Here is a 23631-nt window from a genome sequence, read left to right as displayed (position 1 = left end):
AGTGATTACTCCGACGGCTGCTCGGTGTCCGGGCGGATGTCGATGCGCCAGCCGGTGAGGCGGGCGGCGAGGCGGGCGTTCTGGCCCTCCTTGCCGATCGCCAGGGACAGCTGGTAGTCGGGGACCGTCACCCGCGCGGAGCGGGCGGCGAGGTCCACCACATCGACCTTCGAGACCCGGGCCGGGGAGAGCGCGTTCGCCACCATCTCGGCCGGGTCGTCCGACCAGTCGACGATGTCGATCTTCTCGCCGTTCAGCTCGCCCATGACATTGCGCACACGGCCGCCCATGGGGCCGATGCAGGCGCCCTTGGCGTTCAGACCCGAACGGGTGGACCGCACCGCGATCTTCGTCCGGTGTCCGGCCTCGCGCGCGATGGCGGCGATCTCGACGGACCCGTCGGCGATCTCCGGCACCTCCAGCGCGAACAGCTTCTTCACCAGGTTCGGGTGCGTACGCGACAGCGTCACGGACGGTCCGCGGACACCCTTGGCCACCCGGACGACGTACGAGCGCAGCCGCATGCCGTGCGGATACGTCTCGCCGGGGACCTGTTCCTGCACGGGCAGGATGGCCTCCAGCTTGCCGATGTCCACGAGGACGTTCTTCGGGTCGCGGCCCTGCTGGACCACACCGGTGACGATGTCGCCCTCGCGGCCGGCGTACTCGCCGAGCGTGGCGTCGTCCTCGGCGTCCCTCAGCCGCTGCAGGATCACCTGCTTGGCGGTGGTGGCGGCGATCCGGCCGAAGTCCGACGGGGTGTCGTCGAACGCGCGCGGCTCCTGCCCCTCCTCCAGGTCCTCGGGGTCCTCCTTCGCCCACACGGTCACATGGCCGGTCTCCCGGTTGAGCTCCACGCGCGCGTGGCGGCGGCTTCCCTCGGTGCGGTGGTAGGCGATGAGGAGGGCCGCCTCGATCGCCTCGACGAGCAGGTCGAAGGAGATCTCCTTCTCCCGTACCAAGCCCCTGAGAGCACTCATGTCGATGTCCACGGCTACGCCTCCTCCTCTTCCGTCATGTCCTTCTTGTCCTTGCGATTGAACTCGACCTGGACACGCGCCCTGTCGATCTCGTCGAAGGCGAGTCTGCGGGTGGTGGCCTTGCGCCCCTTGACGCCGGGCACCTCAAGGTCGAGACCCCCGTCGTCCACGGTCAGGATGCGGGCCACCAACTCGCCGCCGCCGTCGCGCAGCTGGAACTTCACCAGCCGGTCCACGGCTCTGCGGTAGTGGCGGTGCTCGGTGAGGGCGCGCTCGGCGCCCGGGGTGCCGACTTCCAGGGTGTACTCCGCCTGGCCCATCGCGTCCGTCTCGTCCAGCTTGGTGGAGAGCGCGCGGCTGACGTCGGCGACCGCGTCGAGATCCGCGCCGTCGTCCGAGTCGACGACCACCCTCAGCACCCGCTTGCGTCCCACGGAGTCCACGGCGATCTCTTCGAGATCCAGTCCCTGGGAGCGTACGAGCGGTTCCAGCAGTTCTCGCAGCCTCTCGCTCTGGGTGGTGCTCATCCGGGTGACTCCTCGGCCGCGTGTGCTGTTGTGGGTCTGGCGCGTGTCAGGTCAAAGGGTAGCCGTTCCACTGGGGTGCCGCCGCCCATCGATACAGCCCCGCGCCCCTTTCAGGGCTGAGGCATGTTCGCGGGTACCGTGATCACACCGCTCTCGTGTTCGTACTCACCCCTGGGACGTCTGCTGTGTCGTTCGCCGTGCCGTCGCGGGCCCTGTCCGGGCTGCGTAGGAGGAGTCTGCTGTTCGGGGCCGCTGCTGGTGGTCTGCTCGTGGGGTGTTCCGGTGGGGATGAAGGGGCCGATGGCGCTGATGGGCCATCCGCCGAGGAGAAGGCTCGGGAGCGGGTGGCTCGGGACAGTGTGGGGCTCGTTGAGCGGTATGACGCCGTGATCGACGCGCATCCGGATCTCGAAGGGCTGCTGGCTCCGCTGCGGGCCGAGGTCGTACGGCATGTGAAGGCGTTCGGGGGCGACACGGGGACAGAGTCCCCCTCCCCCTCCTCTTCGGCTTCCCCTTCTCCCGCCGCCACGGACCCCGGGGCCGCGCTCGCCGAATTGGCCACCGCCGAGCGGAAGCTGGCCGACAAGCGGGCCAAGGCGTTGCTGGACGTACCCGGGGAGCTGGCTCGGGTGATGGCCTCGGTGGCTGCCGCCGGGGCCGGGCATGCGTATGTGCTGACGGAGGGTGCGAAGTGAGCGGGGCGGAGTTGGAGGCGGCGCAGGCGGCACTCGGGGCCGAGCATGCCGCCGTGTACGGGTACGGGGTCGTCGGCGGGTGGATCGGTGAGGCCCGGGCGGGCGAGGCGCGTGAGGCGTACGAGGCTCATCGGGCCCGGCGGGACGCGCTCGTCCGGACCGTTCGGGACCTGGGCGGCGAGCCGCAGGCCGCGGCGGCCGGGTATGCGCTGCCCTTCCAGGTGACGGACACCGACTCCGCCGTACGGCTCGCCGTCGAGTTGGAGGAGCGCGTGGCGGGGGTGTACTCCGATCTCGTACGGGCCGCCGAGGGCGAGCGGCGTGCCGCGGCTGCCGAGGCGCTTCGGGAAGCGGCGGTGCGGGCGGTGCGCTGGCGGGGAGAAAGCGTAGCCTTCCCTGGTCTCGCCGAGCGGGCGGCTGCTGCCGGTGCCACCCCTTCGGCGGCACCGCGCACCTGATCACCGCTGGGAAGGAACGACTCGCGCATGACTCGCAGGGATTTCGAGGCGTCCGAGGCGTTCGCATCGTTCGAGCCTCCTCGGCGGCTGGTGCGCGCGCTGGAGGAGAGCCGGTCGCGTGGGGTCGGCGAGTGGTTGGAGCGGCTTCCTGAGATCGCCCGACAGGCCGTTGCTCTACGCGAGTTGACCGTGGAGCGGGTGCAGGCGCCCGGGGGGCGCAGCAGTCTTGTGGTCCTGGTGCGGCAGTACGACGGCACTCCCGCCGTGCTGAAGCTGGCGCCCGAGCGGGCTCGGCCGGAGAGTGAGCGGGCCGCGCTGGCGCACTGGGACGGGCGCGGGGCCGTGCGACTGCTGAATCCCGGTGACAGCACTCATGGTGTGCTGCTGCTGGAGCGGTTGCGGCCGGATCTGTCGGTGCGGTCGCTGCCCGAGGCGAAGGCGCTGCTGGAGGCTGCCGCCACCCTGCGGCGGTTGTGGGTCGAGCCGCCCGAGGCGCATGTGTTCGAGACCGTGGCGGAGCGGACCGAGCGCCAGGCCGAGGCGATGCGGGTCGGCGCCGAGGGGGACTCCGAGGTGCGGGGGCTGGTCGACGCGGCGCTCGGGGTGCGGGAGGAGTTGGTGCGGGCCGCGCCCGAGGAGCGGTTGCTGCACGGGACGTTCCGGCAGAGCAAGGTGCTGGCGGGAGAGCGGCTTCCGTGGTTGGCCGTGGGGCCCGATCCGGTGGTCGGGGAGTGCGCGTTCGATCTGGCTCGGCTGGTGCGGGATCGGGTGGAGGATCTGATCGGCTCGCCGTCCGGGGCCGCGACCACTCGGCGGCGCGTGAAGAGGCTGGCCGAGTCGTTGGACGTGGATCAGGAGCGGTTGCGGGGGTGGACCCTGTTCCGGGCCGTGGAGTCGGGGGTTCGGGCTCGGCGGGTGGGGCGGGTGGGGGATGCGGAGTTGTTGTTGGAGTTCGCTGGTTGGCTCTAGTCGGACCCGAGTTTCAAGGCCAGCACCGGGCAGTCCGCCGCCGCTCGTCTCGCTCTTTTCAGGGCCGCCCTCGGTATCGGGGTCTTCTCGAACACCGGGTAACCCCACTCGTCCAGGGTGATGTGGTCCGGGAGGAGTTCCGCGCAGAGGCCGTGGCCCTGGCAGGACGTCCAGTCGACGTCGAGGGCGGGGGCTGTCGTGGTGGCCATGGGTCAGCTCCGGGGGACGGGGAGGAGGGGGGTGTGGTCGGTGGCCGTGCAGTGGCCCTGGGCGTGGGCGTCCAGTTCGGGGGCGAAGGTCGGCAGCGCGCTGCGGACCAGGCGGACCGTGCCGTCGGGGTGGTGGCAGACGCCTCTGCCCTCGACCAGGCCGGCCCAGCGGGCGAGGTCGTGCCGCGTGGTGCCCTGGGGGCCGGGGGCGGCCAGGGTCTGGAAGGCGGCCGCCATACGGGGGAGGCCGTTGAGGCAGGGGCCGCACTGGCCCGCTGACTGGAGGGCCAGATAGCGGAGGATTCGGGCGGTTTCGGTGAGGCCGCAGTGGGTGGTGGGGAGGGTGGCCAGGACTCCGGCTCCCACGTGGGCCGGGTCGAGGGTCAGTCGGGCTGCCTGGTGGGTGGGGAGCCAGGTGCCGTGGTAGCCGCCGAGCAGGACCGCGCCGGTGCCTTGGAGCGGCAGCAGGCGGTGGAGGGGCAGGCCGTAGGGGGCTTCCACCACGCGTGGGGGGTGGCCCGGGATGTGGAGGGTGCACAGGGTGCTGCCGGGGGCCCGGGGGGTGCCCGCCGAGCGGTACCAGTCGGGGCCGTAGCGGGCTATCAGGGCCAGGTGGGCGAGGGTTTCCACGTTCTGGACGAGGGTGGGGGCGCCGTTGACGCCCTGCTCGCGGACCGGTGGGGTCTGGTGGCGGGGCAGGGCGGGCTTGCCGTTGAGGTGCTGGGTGAGGGCCGAGGACTCGCCGGACAGGAAGCGTTGTGGGACCTGGACGACCTTGACCGGGATGGGGTCCTGGCGCTCTGCGACCGCCGCTTCGAGGTGGGCGGCGTTCTCCTCGACCGCGAGGTACGCCTCCCCCGCGCCCGTCGCCTCGGCTGCCAGGCGCAGGCCGTCCAGGACCAGGTGGGGTGAGAGGTGCAGGAGGGTCTTGTCCTTGGCGCTGGCCGGTTCGCCCTCGGAGCCGTTCGCCACGACCACCGGGGGGCGGCCGGTGCGGCGGGCGGCTTCGGTGACCGAGTGGAACTTGCGGTACGTCGGGAAGGCGGCGCCTCCTCTGCCGGTGAGGCCCGATTCCGCGAGCGCCCGGAGCAGATCGGTGGGGTGCGCGGAGGTGAAGGGGCCGTAGCGGTGTTCGTGGGTCCGGTGGTCGGCGGGGGCGGCGCCGGGGGCCAGGAGGCGGGGCGGCATGTAGAGGTCGGGGAGGGTGGGGGGTGCGGCGGGGTTCGTGGTGAGGGTGGGAGTGGAGGTGGGCTGGAGGGTCTGGGTGGTCATGGGCGGGCTCCTTCGGCCGTGTGGAGCAGGGTGGCGGGGGTGCGGCGGGCGGCTCGTACGGCGTGGGCGGTGCGCAGGGCGAGGGCGGCGAGCACCGTGGCGATACAGCCGATCGTGAGCCAGAGCATCCAGGGGGTGGTGCTGTCGGTGCCGATGCCTGTGCCGTGGGCCAGGGCGACGGGCCAGGAGGCGTAGGCCAGCCAGTGGATCGTCCGCCAGGTGCGGTGGCCGAGGCGGGCTCGGAGGAGGCTGGTGATCAGGACGGCCAGCATCAGGTCCAGGGCGACCGTGCCGAGGCCCAGCCAGAGGGGCTGGTAGTCGGAGACGAAGGGGACCACGGCGTCGAGGGGTGTGATGGTGACGTAGTCGTCGATGACCGCTGTGGCGATGTGGAGGGTCAGGAAGGCCGTGGCGGAGAGGGAGAGGGTGCGGTGGAGGGTGACCGTGCCGAAGCGGGGGAGGCCGGGGAGGCGGGTGCTGAGGCGGACGGCTATGCCGAGGAGTACGACGATGGTGAAGAGGGCCAGGGAGACGGCGCCGGTGGCTCTGTTGGCGTACCAGAGGATCTCGTCGCTCATGAGGTGCCGTCGGCTTTCGGGGCGGGGCTGGTAGTCGGTGCGGGGTCGGTTTTCGGTGCGGGTCCGAGGGATTCGCCCCCGCCGCCCCTTCCCTTCCCGACCCTGGGGGCTGCGCCCCCAGACCCCCGCTGTCGGCCTTCGGCCTCGTCCTCAAACGCCGGACGGGCTGAAGTGTGGTCCTCTCCCCGGGCCCGTTGAGGTGGGACGGGGTTCGACGACGGCCAGCCGGGGGTCGTCACCACCGTGCCGTCGTGGGTGACCAGGCGGGCCGGGAGGTTCAGGCGGGAGAGCCAGCGGGGGGCCGTCTCGCCCTTCACCAGGGCCGCTGTGCTGGCCGCGTTGGCGTCGGCGCAGGTGGCCGCGGCTACCGAGACGGTGCGCCAAGGGGTGGTGGCCGGTTGGCCGGTGCGGGGGTCGATGATGTGGTGGAGGTGGTGGTCGCCCCGGCGCCAGTGGCGGGCCGTGGTGCCGGAGGTGGCGAGGCCGCCGCTGTGGATGCCGACCGTGGCGTACGAGCCGTGGCGCGGGAGTTCATCGACCGGGGCCGTCTCGTCCTGGACCCGGATGCGCCAGCCGCCGTACGGGGGTTCACCCGCGACGGCCGTGTCGCCGCCGAGGCTGACGAGGATGCCGCAGCCGGCCGCCCGGGCCAGCATCGTCGCCGCCTTGTCGGCCGCCCATGCCTTCGCCGTGGCGCCCAGGTCCAGGCTGACGCCGGGCGGGAGGGTCACGGTGTTCGTGGCGCGGTCCAGTGCGACCAGGCTCCAGCCGGGCACCCGCTTCACCGCGAGCCGTACCGGGCGGTCGTCCTCCTGGACGAGGGTGAAGTCGCGGTCGTAGCCGAGCGCTTCCATCGCCGAGCCGACCGTCGGGTCCACCGCGCCGCCCGTCGCGGCGGCGGCACGCAGGGCCACCGCCAGGGCCTCGGCCAGCAGCGGGCTGACCTTGACCGGGCGGCCCCCGGCCTCGTTCAGCGCCGACAGCTCCGAGTCCGTACGGAAGCGGCTGCACGCGGCGTCGACCTCGGCCAGGTGCCGGGCGAGCAGCAGATTGCAGGAGTCCAGCAGGGCCGGGTCCGTGGTGACCAGGCGGACGCTCGTACCGAGGGCACGCCAGTCGGCGGCGGCCGTGGGGCGGGATGTCGTGGTCACGGTCATCACGACGCCCCCGAGGTCGAGTCCGCCGCCGAGTCGTCCATGGACGAGGTCATGCCGGAGGAGGACGCCTGGAGGTCCGAGGAGGAGTCCGAAGAGGAGTCCGAAGAGGAGTCCGAGGAAGAGTCTGCGGAGGAGTCCGACGAGGACGACGTGTCGGTGGACGAGGAGTCCGTCGTGTCGGTCGAGGACGAGGTCGAGTCCGAGTCCGAGGAATTGTTCGTGTCGCTGCCGCTGGTGCCGGCACTCGTTTCCGTGCTCGAACTCGACGACGTGGAGCCCGAGTTGGTGGCGCTCGCGGTGGCGGCGCCCGCGTCGGAGGCTGTCTGCATCGTGCCGATCAGCGCGAACATGCCGGCCGCCGCCGCGAGCGTCACCGCCGCCGCCGTGGCCGCTGTGCGCCGGGCCCCTCTGCGGACCGCCGCGACGGCGCCCCGTTCCCTGGTCACCATGACCGTTCCCCTCCGTGTGACGTTCTGTCACGTCCTACGGTCGGGGAACGGTCTGAGAGAAACCTGTGAGGCGCCTATAGGCCCGCGGAGAACATTCTGAGGGTTCCCTTTAGGCGGGTGGGACGGGCTCGGTGGTTCACGCGCTCGTCAGGCGGGCGATGGCCTCGTCGACCGTCAGTTCCTCGCGCTCGCCGGTGCGGCGGTCCTTCAGCTCCACGACGCCCTCGGCGCTGCGGCGGCCCGCGACCAGGATCTTGGGTACGCCGATCAGCTCGGAGTCGGTGAACTTCACGCCCGGGGAGACACCGGCCCGGTCGTCGACGAGGACGCGGAGGCCTGCGGAGCGCAGCTTCTCGGAGACATCGAGGGCGAGTTCGGTCTGGAGGGCCTTGCCGGCGGCGACGACATGGACATCGGCGGGGGCGACCTCGGCGGACCAGCACAGGCCCTTGTCGTCGGCGGTCTGCTCGGCGAGGGCCGCGACCGCGCGGGAGACGCCGATGCCGTACGAGCCCATGGTGACGCGGACGGGCTTGCCGTTCTGGCCGAGGACGTCGAGCTTGAGGGCGTCGGCGTACTTGCGGCCGAGCTGGAAGATGTGGCCGATCTCGATGGCGCGGTCCAGCTTGAGGCCCGTGCCGCAGTCCGGGCAGGGGTCGCCCTCCTGGACGACCACGACGTCGACGTACGCGCCGACCTCGAAGTCACGGCCCGCGACCACGTTCTTGGCGTGCGTGCCCTCCTTGTTGGCGCCGGTGATCCACGAGGTGCCGGGGGCTACGCGCGGGTCGGCGATGTACGTGACCTTCTCGCCGAGTCCCTGCGGGCCGACATAGCCGCGGACCAGGTCGGGGCGGCCCGCGAAGTCGGCCTCGGTGACCAACTCGACGGTGGCCGGGGCGAAGTGCGCCTCGACCTTGCCCATGTCGACCTCGCGGTGACCGGGGACACCGATGGCGACGATCTCGCCGTCCACCTTCACGAGGAGGTTTTTCAGGGTGTCGGAGGCCTGGACGCCGAGGTGGGCGGCGAGGGTCTCGATGGTGGGGGTGTCGGGGGTCGGGATCTCTTCGAGGGCGGGGATGCCCTCGGCGTCCACCGGCTTCAACTCGTACGTGATCGCCTCGGTGTTGGCAGCGAAGTCGCAGGCGGGGCAGTCCGCGAAGGTGTCCTCGCCGGCCTCGGCCGGGGCCAGGAACTCCTCCGACTTCGAGCCGCCCATCGCACCGGCCGTGGCCGCGCAGATGCGGTAGTCCAGGCCCAGGCGCGCGAACACCTTCTGGTAGGCCTGGCGGTGCAGCGCGTACGACTGTGCCAGGCCCTCGTCCTCGGTGTCGAAGGAGTACGAGTCCTTCATCAGGAACTCGCGGCCGCGCAGGACGCCGGCCCGGGGGCGGGCCTCGTCGCGGTACTTGTGCTGGATCTGGTAGAGGATGACCGGCAGGTCCTTGTAGGAGGACGCCTGGTCCTTCACCAACAGGGTGAAGATCTCCTCGTGGGTGGGGCCGAGGAGGTAGTCGCCGCCCTTGCGGTCCTTCAGGCGGAACAGATCCGGGCCGTACTCGTCCCAGCGGCCGGTCGCCTCGTACGGCTCCTTCGGCAGCAGGGCGGGGAGCAGCACCTCCTGGGCGCCGATGGCGTCCATCTCCTCGCGGACGATGCGCTCGACGTTGGCGAGGACCCGCTTGCCGAGAGGCAGCCACGACCAGATGCCGGCCGCCGTGCGGCGGACGTAGCCGGCGCGGACGAGCAGCTTGTGGCTGAGGACCTCGGCGTCCGCCGGGTCGTCGCGCAGCGTCTTCGCCATCAACTGGGACATGCGCTGGACCGGTGCGTTCGCCATGGTTCTCGTACTCCTGCCGGGATCGACTGATGGCAGGAGGTTAGCCGGGGGGTGCGGGAGCCGGGAAATCCGTGGAACGCCGGGGAAGGGGGAGCGGCGGTGCTACGGGTGGTGCTTGCGGCGGAGGGGCAGGTGGGCGCCCATCACCGCGTACGGCTTGGGGGCGCTGGGGAACACGACGCGGCGGGCCAGGTCCTGGTAGCCGAGGGAGCGGTAGAGGGCTCGGGCCGGGCTCTCGGTGTCGATGGCCGAGAGGATCGAGCGGGGTTCGGTGGCGCTGTCGGTGATCGTGGTGATCAGGGTGCGGCCGATGCCCTTGTTCTGGTGGGCCGGGTGGACATGCAGTTCGGTGATCACGAAGGAGTCGTCCAGCCAGGCGTCGAGGCCCTGGGCCCGGAGGTAGGGCTCCACGACCGTGGACCACCAGTGGGTGCGGTCGTTGGGCATGCCGTACACGAAGCCGACGAGGCGGCCTTCGGCCGTGGCGCCGAGTGCGCGGGCGCCGCGCTGGGTCATATGGCGCAGGACGATCTGGCGGCGGACGGCGACCTCGTCGGGGCCGAGACCGAAGGCGACGGCTTGGACGGCGAGGGCCTCGTCCACATGGAGGGAGAGGTCCAAGGGGCCGATGACGAGGTCCATGCGGGGACTGTACAGGGGGGTGCCGGTTGTTCACCCACTCGGTCAGAACAGGACGCTCATGAAGGCGCCCACCTCTTGGAAGCCCACCCGGTGGTACGTCCTTCGCGCCGGGGTGTTGAAGTCGTTCACGTAGAGGCTGACCACCGGGGCGACGTCGGCCAGGGCGTAGCGGAGTACCGCTGCCATGCCGGGGGCGGCGAGGCCCTGGCCCCGGTATTCGGGGGCCACCCAGACGCCCTGGATCTGGCAGGCCTGGGGGGTGGCGGCGCCGATCTCCGCCTTGAAGACGACCCGGCCGTTGTCGTCGAGGCGGGCGAAGGAGCGGCCGGAGCCGACCAGTTCGGCGACCCTGGCCTGGTAGAGGAGGCCGCCGTCGCCGGCCAGCGGGGAGACGCCGACCTCCTCGGTGAACATCGCCACGCACGCCGGCATGATCGTCTCCATCTCGTCCTTGCGGATGCGACGGACGTACGGGTCCGGGGTGACCACGGCGGGGTCGGGGAGGCGGTCGGTGACCATCAGGGGCTGGTGGGCCCGGATCTCCCGGGCCGGGCCCCAGCTGGGTTCGAGGAGGCGCCACAGCTGGGCCGTCGCTTCGGCGGGGCCCACGACCGAGGAGCAGCGGCGGCCCGCCCTGCGGGCGCGGTCGGCGAAGGCCCGGACGGCTCTGGGGGTGGCGCAGATGGGGACGAGGTTGGCGCCGGCGTAGCAGAGGGAGGTGAGGGCGCCGTCTTCGTACCAGCCCCACATTTCGCCGCCCAGGCGCCAGGGGTCGAGGCCGGCGACGTGGACGCGGGAGGTCACGAAGGCGTTCGCGACGGGCTCGCGGTTCAGGACGGCGAGGGCGGCGTCCAGGTCGCTCGGTTCGAGGACCCTGGTGGTGGTTTGCGTCAACACGTGCGGGGGCCTCACCCTGGGGTTCTGTGCTGGTTCCCGCACCATACCTTGCAGGGCTGTGGCTGGGCGTCTGGGAGTTCGGGGGACTGGCGCCCCCGGCTTTCTCGCCCCCGCCGCCCCTACCCTTCCCGTCCCCAGGGGCTGTGCCCCTTCGACCCCCTTGGGCGCCTTATAGCTCGGGAGCTGTGGATTGTTGGCGGGTGCGGGATCGTTGTGGTTGCTCGCGCCCACGCGGCGGAGCCGCAAATCGGCAGAGCCCCGCGCCCCTGAAGGGGGCCTGCGGCCCCTTCAGGCGCCCGCACCCGGCAAACCGATGGCCAGCCCGCTCGTCAGCCCGCTACCGATACCGTCGGCTCTCCCGACTCCGTGCCCTCTGCTTCCATCGTCTCGGCGATTTTCATCGCTTCCTCGATCAGGGTTTCCACGATCTTGGATTCCGGGACCGTCTTGATGACCTCGCCCTTGACGAAGATCTGGCCCTTGCCGTTGCCGGAGGCTACGCCGAGGTCGGCTTCGCGGGCCTCGCCGGGGCCGTTGACCACGCAGCCCATGACGGCCACGCGGAGGGGGACCTCCATGCCGGTGAGGCCGGCGGTGACTTCCTCGGCCAGCTTGTAGACGTCGACCTGGGCGCGGCCGCAGGAGGGGCAGGAGACGATCTCCAGGCCGCGCTGGCGGAGGTTGAGGGATTCGAGGATCTGGGTGCCGACCTTGATCTCCTCGACGGGGGGCGCCGAGAGGGAGACCCGGATGGTGTCGCCGATGCCCTCGGAGAGGAGCGCGCCGAAGGCGACGGCCGACTTGATCGTGCCCTGGAAGGCGGGGCCCGCCTCCGTGACGCCGAGGTGGAGGGGGTAGTCGCACTGGGCGGCGAGCTGGCGGTAGGCGTTGACCATGACGACCGGGTCGTTGTGCTTGACCGAGATCTTGATGTCCCGGAAGTCGTGCTCCTCGAAGAGGGAGGCCTCCCAGAGGGCGGACTCGACCAGCGCCTCGGGGGTGGCCTTGCCGTACTTCTGCAGGAGGCGGCGGTCCAGGGAGCCCGCGTTGACGCCGATGCGGATCGGGGTGCCGTGGTCCTTGGCCGCCTTGGCGATCTCCTTGACCTTGTCGTCGAACTGCTTGATGTTGCCGGGGTTGACGCGGACGGCCGCGCAGCCCGCCTCGATGGCGGCGAAGACGTACTTCGGCTGGAAGTGGATGTCGGCGATGACCGGGATCTGGGACTTGCGGGCGATCGTCGCCAGGGCGTCGGCGTCGTCCTGGGTCGGGCAGGCGACGCGGACGATCTGGCAGCCGGAGGCCGTCAGTTCGGCGATCTGCTGGAGCGTGGCGCCGATGTCCGACGTACGGGTCGTGGTCATCGACTGGACCGAGACCGGAGCGTCCCCGCCGACCGCGACGGAGCCGACCTGGATCTGCCGGCTCTGCCGGCGCTCGGCGAGCTTGGTCGGAACGGACGGCATACCGAGAGAAATCGCAGTCATCTGCTGTACAACCCCAAGTTGTGGATCAGGATCGGGTCCCGGATCAAGGGAACAGGCGGGCTCCAGGGTCCGAGATTACGGCACCGCCCATCGCCCCAGCACATCACTGGCCGTAAACCCACCCGTAAGGGAAAGAGGAAGAGCGGGATACGAGGTACGACGACGGCCGGGCATCTCATCAGAGTGCCCGGCCGTCGTGAACGGTGGGTGTCCTACCGGTGGGTGTCTATGAGATGCGCACCGGGTTCACCAGGTCCGCGATCAGCACCAGGAGCGTGAAGCAGACGAAGATCCCGGCCACCACGTACGCGACGGGCATCAGCTTGGCCACGTCGAACGGGCCGGGGTCGGGGCGGCGCAGCACCTTGGCGGTGTTGCGGCGCAGCGACTCCCACAGGGCGCCCGCGATATGGCCGCCGTCGAGCGGGAGCAGCGGGAGCATGTTGAACAGGAACAGGGAGAGGTTGAAGCCGGCGAGCAGGATGAGGAAGCTGGCGAGCTGCTGGGTGGCGGGGATGTCGAGGGTGAAGATCTCACCGCCGACGCGGGCCGCGCCGACCACGCCCATCGGTGAGTCGGCCTCGCGTTCGCCGTCGCCGAAGGTGGCGTCCCACAGGGCGGGGATCTTGCCGGGGAGGGCGAGCAGGGACTCGACGCCGTTCTCCATCATGTCGCCCATGCGGTCCACGGACTCGCCGAAGGAGAGCGGGACGATGTCGGTGGCGGGTGTGAAGCCGAACCAGCCGGCGTAGACGTACTTGCCCTCGACATAGCCGCCCTCGCCGTCGGTCTTGCTGACCTGGTTCTTCACGAGGGTGGCGGTGAGGTCGAGGGTCCTGCCGTCGCGCTCGACCGTGACGGTGACCTCCTTGCCGGGGTTGGCGCGGATGTCGGCCTGGATGTCGGACCAGTCGTCGATGGTCTCGCCGTTGAACGCGACGATCTTGTCGCCGGGCTTGAGGCCGGCTGCCTTGGCGGGGGCGGCCTCGTCACCGGACTGGCACTTGGAGCGGTTCTCGCTGGCCTCGATGACGCAGTCGGAGACCTTGCTGACCGTGGTGGTCTGTGTCTGGGCGCCGAAGGTCATCATCACGCCGACGAAGATCACGACGGCGAGGATCAGGTTCATGAACGGGCCCGCGAACATCACGATCACGCGCTTCCAGGGCTTGCGCGTGTAGAACATCCGGGTCTCGTCGCCGGGTTGGATCTCCTCGAAGGAGGCCGCGCGGGCGTCCTCGATCATCCCGCGGAACGGGGAGGTGGAGCGGGCCTCGATCCGGCCGTCCGGGCCGGGCGGGATCATGCCGATCATACGGATGAAGCCGCCGAGCGGGATGGCCTTGACGCCGTACTCGGTCTCGCCCTTCCGCTTCGACCAGAGCGTCGGGCCGAAGCCCACCATGAACTGGGGCACGCGGACGCCGAAGAGCTTGGCGGTCGAGAAGTGGCCCAGCTCGTGCCAGGCGATCGAGAACGCCAGGCCCAACACGAAGACCACTATGCCGAGGATGAACATCAGGGTGGTCATGCACGGGCCTCCGCGGTCGTCCGCTCGGTGGGTTTGCCGGATGAGGTGGTCACCGGTGAGGTGGTCGACTCGCCGGGTGTGGTGGTCAGCTCGCGGGCGCGGGCGCGCGCCCAGGTCTCCGCTTCGAGGACGTCCGCCACGGTGAGGGAAGTTCCCGTTCCGGGTGTGCCGTGCTCCTCGACGACCCGGGTCACGGTGTCGATGATCGCGTCGAACCGCAGGCCGCCGTGCAGGAACGCGTCCACGCACTCCTCGTTGGCCGCGTTGAACACCGCCGGGGCGGTGCCGCCGAGCTGCCCCACATGGCGGGCGAGCCCGACCGAGGGGAACGCCTCCTCGTCGAGGGGGAAGAACTCCCAGGTCGACGCCTTGCTCCAGTCGAAGGTGGGCGCGGCGTCGGGGACGCGCTGCGGCCAGCCCAGTCCGATGGCGATGGGCCCGCGCATGTCCGGGGGCGTCGCCTGCGCCATCGTCGATCCGTCCGTGAACTCAACCATCGAGTGGACATACGACTGGGGGTGCACGACGACCTCAATGCGGTCGAAGGGAATGTCGTAGAGGAGGTGTGCCTCGATGACTTCCAGGCCCTTGTTGACGAGGGTCGCGGAGTTGATCGTGATCACCGGGCCCATCGCCCAGGTGGGGTGCGCGAGCGCGTCGGCCGGGGTCACATCGGCCAGCTCCGCCTTCGTACGGCCCCGGAACGGGCCCCCGGAGGCGGTCACCACCAGCTTGCGCACCTCGGCCCGGGTGCCGGAGGCGAGGGCCTGGAAGAGGGCGGCGTGCTCGGAGTCGACCGGGATGATCTGGCCCGGCTTCGCCACGGCCTTCACCAGGGGGCCGCCGACGATGAGCGACTCCTTGTTGGCGAGCGCGAGGGTGCGGCCCGCCTCCAGGGCGGCGAGGGTGGGGGCGAGACCGATGGAGCCGGTGATGCCGTTGAGCACGGTGTGACAGTCGGAGGCGGCGAGGTGGGTGGCCGCGTCCGGCCCCGCGAGGATCTCGGGGAGGGTCTCCCCCGGTCCGTATGCCGTGGTCAGGGCCTCGCGCAGGGCCGGTACGGCGTCCTCCTTGGCGACGGCGACGGTCCTGACCCGCAGGCGGTGCGCCTGCTCGGCCAGCAGTTCCACCCTCCCTCCGGCGGCGGAGAGCCCGGTGACCCGGAAGCGGTCCGGGTTGCGCAGGACGAGATCGATGGCCTGGGTGCCGATCGAGCCGGTCGATCCGAGGATCACCACGTCGCGTACGCCGTCGACGGGGTCGAAGACGAGATGCGGATCGGCGAGAGGGGCTGGACTGTCGCTCATCCCCCCATTGTTGCCGCATCCGGCGTACGGCCGGACCGCGCGTCCCCCTGTTGACCCAGTTCGTGCCGTGTGTGGCCGTGCGGGGTTGACGAGCGGAATTCTCCGCTTGTGAAGCGTGAGTGAAGGGTGGGGTGATATGACTATCCTCCCGTTGATCCGATAGTCGGATCAACGGCGGATCAGGATCAACAGAGGACCCTGGGGGGATCTTTCTCATGCGTCGATCCATACGCGCCGCCCTGCCCGCGCTCGCCGGAGCCGTGGCTCTGACCGGCACACTGCTCAGCGGCTCCGCCGAGGCTGCCGGTCGTGTGTACATCTACGAGGTGTACTACGACAGCCCGGGGTCGGACCGCGGCTCCAACAAGAGCCTCAACGCCGAGTGGGTCATCATCAAGAACACCAGGTCGACGGCGGTCTCGCTGAAGGGCTGGAAGATCAAGGACAAGACCGGCTACACGTACACCTTCGGCAGTGTGAAGGTCGGCGCGGGCAAGTCCAAGAAGGTGCACACCGGCAAGGGGACCAACACCGCGTACGACAAGTACTGGGGACGCTCCTGGTACGTGTGGAACAACACGGGTGACACGGCCACGCTGTACCGGGCCGACAAGACCAAGGCCGACACCTGTTCGTGGTCTTCTCTCGGCAAGGGTTACAAGTACTGCTGATTCCGGGCGCCTAGAGGGTCGTTGTTCGGCTGCGGGTCCGTCGCGGCTGGTCGCGCAGTTCCCCGCGCCCCTGAAAACTCCGGGGCGCGGGGAAGTCGGGAAGTCAGCGGAGCTGGACTCAGCCGATCTTGCGGTGGACGTTCTCCTTCTCGGTCTCGCCCGGAGTCGTGTCGGCGATCCAAGGGCCCTCGCCCGACGGGTCTACCACTCCCTCCTCCAGCCACTCGTAGGCACCCGCCAGGACAGCCTTGACCAGCTTGCGGTCGAGGTCGTCCGTGTTGGTCCACAGGCGGGTGAAGAGTTCCTCCACCCGTAGGCGGGACTGGCGGCAGAAGGTGTCGGCCAGTTGATAGGCCTCGCGGCCGTGGGGCGTGGTGGTGCGGAGGTGTTCGGCCCGGACCACCGCCGCGCTCATCGCGAAGAGTTCGGCGCCGATGTCGACGACGCGGCCAAGGAAGCCCTGCTTCGTCTCCATGCGGCCCTGCCAGCGGGACATCGCGTAGAAGGTGGAGCGGGCCAGCTTGCGGGCGTTGCGTTCGACGTAGCGGAGGTGGGGGGACAGGTCCGGGCCGGATTGCTTGAACTCGCCGTAGGAGGTGGGGAGTTGGCCCGGTCCGGCGACCAGTTTCGGGAGCCACTTGGCGTAGAAGACGCCCGCGCCCGCGCCTGCCCTGGCCTTGTCGGCGAGGGACTTCTCCGGGTCGATGAGGTCGCCTGCCACCGAGAGGTGGGCGTCGACGGCCTCGCGGGCGATCAGGAGGTGCATGATCTCCGTGGAGCCCTCGAAGATGCGGTTGATGCGCAGGTCACGGAGCATCTGCTCGGCGGGGACGGCCCGTTCGCCGCGGGCCCGTAGGGACTCGGCCGTCTCGAAGCCCCGGCCGCCGCGGATCTGGACCAGTTCGTCGGCGATGCGCCAGCCCATCTCCGAGGCGAAGAGCTTGGCGAGGGCGCCCTCGATGCGGATGTCGTTGCGGTCCTCGTCGGCCATCTGGGAGGAGAGGTCCAGTACGGCTTCGAGGGCGAAGGTCGTGGCCGCGATAAAGCTGATCTTCGCGCCGACGGCCTCGTGGTGGGCGATCGGCTTGCCCCACTGCTCACGGGCGACCGACCACTCGCGGGCGATCTTCAGACTCCACTTGCCGGCGGCCACACAGGAGGCGGGGAGCGAGAGCCGGCCCGTGTTCAGCGTCGTCAGGGCGATCTTCAGGCCCTGGCCCTCCGCGCCGATGCGGTTCGCGGCGGGCACGCGTACCTGACGGAAGCGGGTGACGCCGTTCTCGATGCCGCGCAGGCCCATGAAGGCGTTGCGGTTCTCGACGGTGACGCCCGGTGAGTCGGCCTCGACGACGAAGGCCGTGATGCCGCCCTTGTGGCCCTCGGACCTGGGCACCCTCGCCATGACCACGAGGAGGTCGGCGACCACGCCGTTGGTGGTCCACAGCTTCACGCCGTCGAGGACGTAGTGGTCGCCCTCGGGTACCGCGCTCGTGGCCAGGCGGGCCGGGTCGGAGCCCACGTCCGGCTCGGTGAGGAGGAAGGCGCTGATGTCGGTGCGGGCGCAGCGCGGCAGGAACTTCTGCTTCTGCTCGTCGGTGCCGAACAACTTCAGCGGCTGCGGTACGCCGATCGACTGATGGGCGGAGAGCAGCACGCCGATCGCGGGGCTCGCCGATCCGACCAGGGCGAGGGCCTTGTTGTAGTACACCTGGGTGAGGCCGAGGCCCCCGTACTTGGGGTCGATCTTCATGCCGAGGGCGCCGAGTTCCTTGAGGCCGGCGATGACCTCGTCGGGGATACGGGCCTCACGCTCGATGAGGGCGGCGTCGACCTTGCTCTCGCAGAAGTCGCGGAGCTTGGTCAGGAACTGCTCGCCGCGCCGTACGGCCTCGTCGGTGGGGACCGGGTGGGGGTGGATGAGGTCGAGGCGGAACCGGCCCAGGAACAGTTCCTTGGCGAAGCTGGGCTTGCGCCAGTCCTGCTCCCGGGCGGCCTCCGCCACCTGACGGGCCTCACGCTCGGTGACGACGGTTTTCTTGAGGGGTGGTGCGGACATGAGGCTCACCTCGCCGCGAATCGGGATCATGGACCGCATCGGTGACATCGGTTACCGATGGGTGCTACTCGATCGTTGGTACCCGATCCGGGATGAGCCCGCCACCCCTCGCGTACGCCTTGCGCCGCTCCGCGCCCGCTCCCGGCCGCCCGGACGGCCGGCCGCCTGGCCGCCCGAACCCCCGGCGGCGCGCCGGTCAGCCGATGTCCACCGAGTACGCATTGGTGTCCAGCCGTCCGGTGCCCTTGAAGACCTCGGTGCCGGCCTCGATGCCGGAGACGTACTTGTCGTTGCTCAGCAGCTTGCGGCGGACCAGGGCCTGGGTGAAGTCGTCAAGGTCGAGGGTGGCCTTGGTGGTGTTGGTGCGGCGGACGAAGGAGAACACCTTCCAGCCGATGTCACCGGTGTAGATGTCCCACATGGCGCCGCCCAGGCTGACGCTGCCGTACTTGGTGCCGAGCGGGCCCGCGCCGCCCTGGCGGTTGAGCCAGATCATGACCTCGTCGGTGGGCTGGTCCTGCCAGTCCGCGGTGTTCTTGGTGTGCAGCCACAGGTCGTAGGCGACGTTCATGACGCCCGGGTTCGAGCTGACCGTGAACTCCCAGCTGGTCTTCACCGGCTTGCGGTCGCCCACCCGGATGGGCAGCCGGGTGGACGCCTTGTCGACCTTCCAGCCCCAGTGCCAGCCGAGCACGCTGCTCGCGTACGACTTCACGTCGTGGTCCTTGCCCGTGGCGCTGTTGGCCAGGCTGTAGCTCGTACCCCACGAGATGGTCGAACCGGACCGGGAGTTGTCCCAGACGCACTGCGTCCCGGTGGCCTTCTCCCGGTTCCAGACGTTGTTGTTCACGTAGTACTTACCGAGCGTGATCGTGTCGAAGTCCACGCACTTCTTGGCCTCCTCACCGGCCGTCGCCACGGTCACGGTGGCACCGACGGCGAGGGCGGTGACGGCGGCGGCGCCGATCTTCGCCTTACGGGTCAGGCGGGGACGACGGTGCGACATCGGTGGTTCCTTCCGGCTGCGATACGTACGCGACCAGGTCGCCACCGGAGAGACAGAAGGTTGCCGCCGGGTTTTTACTGGGGGGAGGACGTCCTGGGAGCTGAAAGGGCCGCAGGCCTCTTTCAGGGGCGCGGGGCTATGTTGATTTGCGGCTCCGCCGCGGGGCGCGACAAGCCCCCACCCACCCGCACACGCCAAAAAACCGCACCCCCCACCCCATTAGGCGCCCCGGCCAAACCGACGGAGTCGAAGCGCTTCGACAACCTATGGACACCCACCCCCCACCAAGCTACTGTCGAGCCACCCTCACTCGCTCTGGTCGGAAACACGCGCGCTGTCGAAGCGCTTAAACACGCTTGGAGAGCTGGATGGTCACCCTCGCCGAGGTCGCCCAGCACGCCGGAGTCTCGGCGAGCACGGTGAGCTATGTCCTCAGCGGCAAGCGGTCCATCTCCGCGGGCACCCGGCAGCGGGTCGAGCGGAGCATCCGCGAGCTCGGCTACCACCCGAACGCGGGCGCCCGCGCCCTGGCGAGCAGCAAGTCGAACATCATCGCGCTGATGGTCCCGCTGCGGACCGACATGTACGTCCCGGTGATGATGGAGATCGCCATCGCGGTCGCCACCACCGCCCGGACACACGGCTACGACGTGCTGCTGCTCACCGGCGAGGAGGGCCCGGACGCGGTGCGCCGCGTCACCGGCAGCGGGCTCGCCGACGCGATGATCCTGATGGACGTCGAACTCACCGATGAGCGGCTGCCGTTGCTGCGCGGCACCGACCAGCCGTCCGTACTGATCGGGTTGCCGGCCGAGACCAGCGGGCTGACCTGCGTCGACCTGGACTTCGCGGCGACCGGTGCGCTGTGCGTGGAGCATCTGGCGAAGCTCGGCCACCGTGACATCGCCGTCATCGGCGAGGCGCCCGCGGTGTACGAGCGGCACACCGGTTTCGCCGAGCGCACTCTCGACGGACTGCGGTCGCGGGCCCGGGAGTTGGGCCTGCGCGTGCTGCACCGGCCCTGTGAGGGCGGCTATGACGCGATGACCGTGACACTGGCGCGGATCTTCGACGAGCGGCCGGGGAGCACCGGGTTCGTGGTGCAGAACGAGTCCGCCGTCGAGCCGCTGCTCGCCCTGCTGCGCCAGCAGAGCCGGGCGGTGCCCGAGGACGTCTCGGTCATCGCCGTCTGCCCCGACCAGGTCGCCGTGCAGGCGTCGGTGCGGCTGACGTCCGTCGCCATCCCCGCCCAGGAGATGGGCCGCCGCGCGGTGGAGCAGCTGGTCGCCAAGCTGGAGGGGCGGCCCACCGAGGAAGTCGTGTTGCTCGCCCCCGAGTTGACGGTCCGCGCGAGTACGGGGCCGATGTCCACGGCCGACTGAGGCCGCCGCCCGACCACGTGCCGACGGAGCCGGCAGAACAACCCCGCTCCACCTCCTCCCCCGCCCGGTCGCCGGGTAGGTCGCCACTCCTCGTCACTCCTTCCTCACTCCTTCCTCCCAGGAGCCGTCTCGTGAATCAGCATGCCGAGAACCAGACCCCGACGGGTGCGGTCAGCCTCGCCCAGTCCTCGCCCACCGTCGGTACGTTCCGTGAGCGGGACGGTGCCCTGGAGTGGAGCGGACGCCAGGAGACCCTGCGGATCGAACCCTGGGGCCCGGACGCCGTACGCGTGCGCGCCCGGCTCGGTGGGCCGGTGCTCGATGGGCTGCCGGGTGCGCTGCTCGACGAACCGGAGAGCACCGAGAGCAGCGTCAAGATCGAGGACGGGGTGGGGCGGCTCACCGTCGGCGCGCTCACCGTCGAGGTCGGCGCCGAGGGGCTGATCCGCTATACCCGCACCGCCGACGGCGGCGAACTGCTCTCCGAGGACCGCGCCCACTTCTGGTGGCCGGGTTCACGGCTCTACACCGCCGTCGGCAACGGCCACCACCGGCTGGAGCAGCGTTTCGCCGCGTACGACGACGAGAAGCTGTACGGGCTCGGGCAGCACCAGCACGGGCGGTTCGACCAGAAGGGCCTGGTCCTCGACCTGGTCCAGCGCAACGCCGAGGTCGGTATCCCGGTGCTCACCTCCAGCCGGGGCTACACCCTGCTGTGGAACAACCCGGCGATCGGCCGGGTGGAGCTGGCCGGCAACGGTACGCGCTGGGTGGCCGACTCGGCCCGGCAGATCGACTACTGGATCACCGCGGGCGACCCGGCCGACGCCCAGCGCCGCTACAGCGCGGTGACGGGGCGTACGCCGATGCTGCCGGAGTGGGCGGCGGGGTTCTGGCAGTGCAAGCTGCGCTATCGCACCCAGGACGAACTGCTCGCCGTGGCACGGGAGTACAAGCGGCGAGGGCTGCCGATCGACGTCATCGTCTGCGACTTCTTCCACTGGACGCATCTGGGCGAGTGGAAGTTCGACCTCAGCGAGTGGCCCGACCCGGCCGCCATGGTCCGGGAGTTGGACGAGCTGGGCATCAAGCTGGTCGTGTCCGTGTGGCCCTCGGTGTCGCCGCTCTCCGAGAACCACCCGGTCATGGACCAGCGCGGCTACTTCATCGGCACCCAGTACGGCCCGATGGCCCACGCCGACTGGCCCGACAAGGGGGTCGCCTCCACCGTCCAGGTCGCCTTCTACGACGCCACGAACCCCGAGGCGCGGGACTTCGTGTGGTCGAGGGTGCGGGACAACTACCTGGAGCCGTACGGCATCAAGGCGTTCTGGCTGGACGCCTGCGAGCCGGAGCTGAAGCCGGGGTTCCAGGAGAACCTGCGGTACTGGGCCGGGCCCGGTCTGGAGGTCGGGAACATCTATCCCGCCGAGAACGCCCGTACGTTCTACGAGGGGCTGCGCGCCTCCGGTGAGGACGAGATCGTCACGCTCAACCGTTCGGCGTGGGCGGGGAGTCAGCGGTACGGGGCCGCGCTGTGGTCCGGGGACATCGGTACCGACTTCCCGACCCTGCGGCGGCAGATCGCGGCCGGGCTCAACACGGCCCTGTCCGGCATCCCCTGGTGGAACACCGACATCGGCGGCTTCCACGGAGGTGACCCGAGCGATCCCGCGTACCAGGAGGTCATGGTGCGGTGGTTCCAGTTCGGGGCGTTCTCGCCGTTGATGCGGTTGCACGGGTTCCGTGATCCCGGGATGCCGCTCGGGCCCGAGATGACCGGGGGGCCGAACGAGGTGTGGTCGTACGGGGAGGAGGCGGGGGCCGTTCTGGAGCGGTATCTGCGGCTGCGGGAGCGGTTGAAGCCGTACGTCCTGGAGGTGATGCGGGAGGCCCATGAGGAGGGGTTGCCGGTGATGCGGCCGCTGTTCCTGGAGTTCCCCTCGGACGAGCGGGCGTGGGGTGTTGATGACGCGTATCTGTTCGGGCGGGATGTGTTGGTGGCGCCGGTGTTGGAGGCGGGGGTGACGTCGTGGACGACGTATCTGCCGGTGGGGGCGAGCTGGACGGACGCGTGGACGGGGGTGACGTACGAGGGGGGTACGACGGTGACTGTGGACGCACCGCTGGACCGCATCCCGGTGTTCCTGCGGGACGGGGTGTCGTTGCCGATCGCTGAGTAGGCGCCCGGGGGCTGTGGCTGGGCGGGGGTGGGTTGCGCAACTCGGCGCTTACGAGGAGCCGCTCTCTTTGGGATGGGTGCCGCCCCAGCGGCACGATTGCCCGCAGGTGGAGCGGGCGGGGTGGGCAGGCGCCCGGCGGCACGGCTGCCCGCAGGTGGGGCGGGCGGGGTGGGCAGCCGCTCGGCGGCACGATTGCCCGCAGTTACGCCAGCAGGGCCGCGCCCCGTAAGGGGCGCGGGGAACTGCGCGATCAGCCACGTACTGGCTGCGGCCGCCGTACTCCGCGTACCCCCGTGCTATTGGGCGATCTGGACGATCAATGCCTCGTGAAGCCATTGTTGGGCGGCGCCCAAAGTCGGGGTCCGGGGGTCGGCCAGGCCCCCGGCGAGGTGCCAGTACCGGTTCATCACCGGGTGTGTCGAGGTGTCGAGGCGGAGCCTCAAGCCGCGGCGAAACCCCGGCGTGTCCCGGACCCCGTGGGCGTGGGCGTACGCCGAGACGAAGCAGTCCAGGGCCTCGCCGGCATGGGGCGCCCTGCCATCCGCCAGGGACGGCGCGGCCAGCGCGTACGCCTCGCCCAGGCCATCGTACAGGACGGTCGCCCGGTAGTCGGGGTCGCGTTCCGGCGGCGGTGGGCGCCAGTCGTGGCCCGGCGGGCACGGCATGGTGACGAGGGCGTGCAGCCGGGCGAAGGCCAGGACCTGGGCCGGGGTGGGGTCGGGCGGCGGCTGCGGTACGGCGGCGTCGACGATCCACGTCACCTGGCGGGCCGGAACCCTCAGCGGCAGTACACGGCGCCAGAAACGGGCGAGGGCGCTGGTGTCCGGCGGCACCGCCCCGGCGAGGACCGCGCCGATCAGCCGTAGCCGTTCGGCGCGTTGCTCGGCGGTGCAGTCGCGGAGCAGTTGGAGTGCGGCCCGGCGCCAGCGCAGGGCGGCGACTTCGGCGTCCAGTTTCGTCAACTGGCCCGCTACCGCGTCCTCCAGGGAGACGTCGAGTGGGGCCTCCTCGCCCAGGACGCCTTCTATGGCGCCGACCGGCAGGTCCAGGGTGCGCAGCGAGCGGATCAGGCGGAGCCGGTCGGCGGCCTCGGGGCCGTAGCGGCGGTGGCCCCCGGCACTGCGCGCGGCCTCCGGCAGCAGGCCCCGGTCGGAGTAGAAGCGGACGGTCTTCACGGTGACACCCGCGTGCTCGGCCAGTTCCCCGATGCTCCACAACCCGTCTGCGGACACGACTTGAACCTCCCTCAGGGGGAGTTCCTACGGTACCCGCGACCGCCGGCGGCCGTTCGGGCCGCCGGCCGTGGACGGGAAACGGGTCGAGGAGGGGTTC

At 70.5% G+C, this 23631-nt stretch carries 22 protein-coding genes; 7 read left to right on the top strand and 15 right to left on the bottom strand.

The genetic code is table 11. The features are described from left to right. Positions 1 to 5 precede the first annotated feature (5 nt). Positions 6 to 992, bottom strand: a complete 987-nt coding sequence (gene nusA, locus ACWD4G_RS13860; RefSeq protein ID WP_451292894.1) for a transcription termination factor NusA — start codon at positions 990 to 992, stop codon at positions 6 to 8. A gap of 2 nt (positions 993 to 994) precedes the next feature. After that, a complete protein-coding gene (gene rimP / locus ACWD4G_RS13855) occupies positions 995 to 1507 on the bottom strand; it encodes a ribosome maturation factor RimP (protein WP_451292893.1) in 513 nt (170 codons plus the stop codon). 344 nt (positions 1508 to 1851) lie between these two features. On the opposite strand from rimP, the gene ACWD4G_RS13850 reads away from it, so the two are divergent. Genes ACWD4G_RS13850 through ACWD4G_RS13840 form a run of 3 tightly spaced genes read left to right on the top strand, consistent with a single transcriptional unit; the run spans position 1852 to position 3629 of the window. Continuing rightward, the gene (locus ACWD4G_RS13850) at positions 1852 to 2202 is read left to right on the top strand and encodes a hypothetical protein (protein ID WP_451292892.1); all 351 of its coding nucleotides are present in this window, start codon (positions 1852 to 1854) and stop codon (positions 2200 to 2202) included. Next, positions 2199 to 2660: a ferritin-like domain-containing protein gene (locus tag ACWD4G_RS13845; RefSeq protein WP_451292891.1), complete on the top strand. Its 462-nt coding sequence runs from the start codon at positions 2199 to 2201 to the stop codon at positions 2658 to 2660. The genes ACWD4G_RS13850 and ACWD4G_RS13845 overlap by 4 nt, the downstream gene beginning before the upstream one ends. Positions 2661 to 2687: 27 nt before the next feature. Next, positions 2688 to 3629: an aminoglycoside phosphotransferase family protein gene (locus ACWD4G_RS13840; protein WP_451292890.1), complete on the top strand. Its 942-nt coding sequence runs from the start codon at positions 2688 to 2690 to the stop codon at positions 3627 to 3629. Here ACWD4G_RS13840 and ACWD4G_RS13835 read toward each other — a convergent pair. Genes ACWD4G_RS13835 through ACWD4G_RS13820 form a run of 4 tightly spaced genes read right to left on the bottom strand, consistent with a single transcriptional unit; the run spans position 3626 to position 6839 of the window. Further along, on the bottom strand, positions 3626 to 3838 hold the full coding sequence (locus ACWD4G_RS13835; protein ID WP_451292889.1) for a ferredoxin: 213 nt from the start codon (positions 3836 to 3838) through the stop codon (positions 3626 to 3628). The genes ACWD4G_RS13840 and ACWD4G_RS13835 overlap by 4 nt on opposite strands. A gap of 3 nt (positions 3839 to 3841) precedes the next feature. Next, complete coding sequence (locus tag ACWD4G_RS13830; protein ID WP_451292888.1) at positions 3842 to 5110, bottom strand: NADH-ubiquinone oxidoreductase-F iron-sulfur binding region domain-containing protein; 1269 nt, start codon at positions 5108 to 5110, stop codon at positions 3842 to 3844. Then, positions 5107 to 5688, bottom strand: coding sequence for a ferric reductase-like transmembrane domain-containing protein (locus ACWD4G_RS13825; protein WP_451292887.1), 582 nt, complete (start codon positions 5686 to 5688; stop codon positions 5107 to 5109). The genes ACWD4G_RS13830 and ACWD4G_RS13825 overlap by 4 nt, the downstream gene beginning before the upstream one ends. After that, on the bottom strand, positions 5685 to 6839 hold the full coding sequence (locus tag ACWD4G_RS13820) for an FAD:protein FMN transferase (protein WP_451292886.1): 1155 nt from the start codon (positions 6837 to 6839) through the stop codon (positions 5685 to 5687). The genes ACWD4G_RS13825 and ACWD4G_RS13820 overlap by 4 nt, the downstream gene beginning before the upstream one ends. A gap of 45 nt (positions 6840 to 6884) precedes the next feature. Between ACWD4G_RS13820 and ACWD4G_RS13815 the strand changes: the two genes are divergently transcribed. Then, positions 6885 to 7394: a hypothetical protein gene (locus ACWD4G_RS13815; RefSeq protein WP_451292885.1), complete on the top strand. Its 510-nt coding sequence runs from the start codon at positions 6885 to 6887 to the stop codon at positions 7392 to 7394. A 36-nt stretch (positions 7395 to 7430) separates the two neighbouring features. Here the strand turns inward: ACWD4G_RS13815 and ACWD4G_RS13810 are convergent, their stop codons facing one another. The 6 genes from ACWD4G_RS13810 to dxr form a co-directional block, all read right to left on the bottom strand. Then, entirely contained in the window at positions 7431 to 9137 is a 1707-nt protein-coding gene (locus ACWD4G_RS13810) for a proline--tRNA ligase (RefSeq protein WP_451292884.1), read from the bottom strand. A 102-nt stretch (positions 9138 to 9239) separates the two neighbouring features. Beyond that, positions 9240 to 9779 carry a GNAT family N-acetyltransferase gene (locus ACWD4G_RS13805; RefSeq protein ID WP_451292883.1) on the bottom strand — a complete coding sequence of 180 codons (540 nt, stop codon included), beginning with the start codon at positions 9777 to 9779 and terminating at the stop codon, positions 9240 to 9242. A 42-nt stretch (positions 9780 to 9821) separates the two neighbouring features. Next, positions 9822 to 10676 carry a GNAT family N-acetyltransferase gene (locus ACWD4G_RS13800; protein WP_451292882.1) on the bottom strand — a complete coding sequence of 285 codons (855 nt, stop codon included), beginning with the start codon at positions 10674 to 10676 and terminating at the stop codon, positions 9822 to 9824. A gap of 329 nt (positions 10677 to 11005) precedes the next feature. After that, entirely contained in the window at positions 11006 to 12163 is a 1158-nt protein-coding gene (gene ispG / locus ACWD4G_RS13795; protein WP_451292881.1) for a flavodoxin-dependent (E)-4-hydroxy-3-methylbut-2-enyl-diphosphate synthase, read from the bottom strand. A 226-nt stretch (positions 12164 to 12389) separates the two neighbouring features. Beyond that, on the bottom strand, positions 12390 to 13694 hold the full coding sequence (locus tag ACWD4G_RS13790; protein WP_451292880.1) for a M50 family metallopeptidase: 1305 nt from the start codon (positions 13692 to 13694) through the stop codon (positions 12390 to 12392). Beyond that, positions 13691 to 15001 (bottom strand): 1-deoxy-D-xylulose-5-phosphate reductoisomerase, encoded by a 1311-nt coding sequence (gene dxr / locus ACWD4G_RS13785; RefSeq protein ID WP_451292879.1) that lies wholly within the window; start codon positions 14999 to 15001, stop codon positions 13691 to 13693. The genes ACWD4G_RS13790 and dxr overlap by 4 nt, the downstream gene beginning before the upstream one ends. A 215-nt stretch (positions 15002 to 15216) precedes the next feature. Here dxr and ACWD4G_RS13780 point away from each other — a divergent pair, with 215 nt between their 5' ends. Beyond that, positions 15217 to 15672 carry a lamin tail domain-containing protein gene (locus ACWD4G_RS13780; RefSeq protein ID WP_451292878.1) on the top strand — a complete coding sequence of 152 codons (456 nt, stop codon included), beginning with the start codon at positions 15217 to 15219 and terminating at the stop codon, positions 15670 to 15672. A 118-nt stretch (positions 15673 to 15790) separates the two neighbouring features. Here the strand turns inward: ACWD4G_RS13780 and ACWD4G_RS13775 are convergent, their stop codons facing one another. Both ACWD4G_RS13775 and ACWD4G_RS13770 read right to left on the bottom strand, forming a co-directional pair. Beyond that, positions 15791 to 17728 (bottom strand): acyl-CoA dehydrogenase family protein, encoded by a 1938-nt coding sequence (locus ACWD4G_RS13775; protein WP_451292877.1) that lies wholly within the window; start codon positions 17726 to 17728, stop codon positions 15791 to 15793. A gap of 196 nt (positions 17729 to 17924) precedes the next feature. Continuing rightward, complete coding sequence (locus ACWD4G_RS13770; RefSeq protein ID WP_451292876.1) at positions 17925 to 18734, bottom strand: GH12 family glycosyl hydrolase domain-containing protein; 810 nt, start codon at positions 18732 to 18734, stop codon at positions 17925 to 17927. Positions 18735 to 19102: 368 nt separating this feature from the next. Between ACWD4G_RS13770 and ACWD4G_RS13765 the strand changes: the two genes are divergently transcribed. Then, positions 19103 to 20116: a LacI family DNA-binding transcriptional regulator gene (locus ACWD4G_RS13765; RefSeq protein ID WP_451292875.1), complete on the top strand. Its 1014-nt coding sequence runs from the start codon at positions 19103 to 19105 to the stop codon at positions 20114 to 20116. A gap of 131 nt (positions 20117 to 20247) precedes the next feature. Continuing rightward, on the top strand, positions 20248 to 22299 hold the full coding sequence (locus ACWD4G_RS13760) for a glycoside hydrolase family 31 protein (protein WP_451292874.1): 2052 nt from the start codon (positions 20248 to 20250) through the stop codon (positions 22297 to 22299). A 296-nt stretch (positions 22300 to 22595) separates the two neighbouring features. Here the strand turns inward: ACWD4G_RS13760 and ACWD4G_RS13755 are convergent, their stop codons facing one another. After that, on the bottom strand, positions 22596 to 23531 hold the full coding sequence (locus ACWD4G_RS13755; RefSeq protein WP_451292873.1) for a helix-turn-helix domain-containing protein: 936 nt from the start codon (positions 23529 to 23531) through the stop codon (positions 22596 to 22598). Positions 23532 to 23631: the final 100 nt, after the last annotated feature.

The organism is Streptomyces sp. NPDC002643 (assembly GCF_053592555.1).
The sequence above is the reverse complement of the archived record's forward strand: the minus strand, read 5'-3'. Positions and strand labels throughout refer to the sequence as shown.